This window comes from Streptomyces sp. NPDC006265, assembly GCF_040613555.1.
Taxonomy (GTDB): Bacteria; Actinomycetota; Actinomycetes; order Streptomycetales; family Streptomycetaceae; genus Streptomyces.
In genome coordinates, this window is the sequence record NZ_JBEXSH010001484.1 from 1 (window position 1) to 1,195 (window position 1,195).

Sequence of the window (1,195 nt, forward strand, 5' to 3'; positions counted from 1 at the left end):
GGGATCTTAAAAACACGCCTTGACCTGCACTTTCACATGTGCACTACCTAGGACACAGGAAGGGACACAGCGCGGGACACAGGGACACGACCGGCCCGGACCTGTTCGCGGAGGAGGTCCGCCGGGACGCGGCACGGCACCTCCCGGAGCACATGATCCCGTCGACGTTCACGGTGCTCGACGCGCTGCCGCTGTCACCGAGCGGCAAGCTCGACCGCAGGGCGCTCCCGGACCCACTCCCGCGCACCACCTCCGCCGCCCCGCGCACCCCGCAGGAGGAACTCCTGCGCGCCCTGTTCGCGGAGGTGCTCGGCCTTCCCGGGATCGGCATCCACGACAACTTCTACCGCGTGGGCGGGGATTCGCTCCTGAGCATCCGGCTCACCAAGCGCATCCGCTCGGTCTTCGGCATCGACCTTGACATCCGCTCCCTCTTTGAGTCGCCCACCGTCGCCGGCATGGCCCATTACCTGATCAACCGCCCTTGAGCTCTTGCGTGTGCCGGTCACCGGGACGTCGATGCCCTCTACCCCTCCGTCACAGAAACGGCCCGGTCATGCCAACTCCCCAGCCACCCGGCACCATCACCCCGCAAGCGTTCCGCGACGCCATGGCCACCGTCGCCACCCCGGTCGCCGTGGTTACCGCGATGGACGGCCCCCGCCCGCACGGCACCACGGTCAGCGCCTTCGGCTCACTGTCCCTAACGCCCCCGATGGTGCTGGTGTGCCTGGACAACCGCTCCCGGCTGCTGGAGGTCATCCGCCGCACCGGACGCTTCGGTCTCAACATCCTGGGTGCTCACCAGGCGGATCTCGCCACCACCTTTGCCCGTTCCGGACCGGACAAGTTCAACGGCGTGACCTGGTCGCCGAGCCAGGACCGGCCCCGCCTGCCGGGCTCGGCGGCCTGGATCGCCGCCGAGGCCGACGACTACGTCCTCGCCGGAGACCACACCGTCCTGCTCGCCCAGGTCGTCTCGGCCGAACCGGGCGAGGTACCCCCGGTGGACTCCAGCCCCCTCACATACCACCAACGCTCCTTCGGTACCCACACCCCGCTCGCTTCCTGAGCTTGATCATTAACCTCGCTGCTGTTTCAGAGGGCGTTTGATCTAGACGAGATGCCCCTTACGCCCTAGTAGGTTCCTCGCCAGGTTGGGGTGGTCTCGTCCGTTATACGCTTGGCGAGGTTG

General features: G+C 67.4%; 2 protein-coding genes. Both read left to right on the top strand.

The features are described from left to right. The first annotated feature begins 38 nt into the window (after nt 1–38). Complete coding sequence (locus tag ABZ281_RS50005; RefSeq protein WP_356665548.1) at nt 39–488, top strand: phosphopantetheine-binding protein; 450 nt, start codon at nt 39–41, stop codon at nt 486–488. A gap of 68 nt (nt 489–556) precedes the next feature. Continuing rightward, entirely contained in the window at nt 557–1,072 is a 516-nt protein-coding gene (locus tag ABZ281_RS50010; RefSeq protein WP_356665550.1) for a flavin reductase family protein, read from the top strand. The last annotated feature ends 123 nt before the right edge of the window (nt 1,073–1,195 follow it).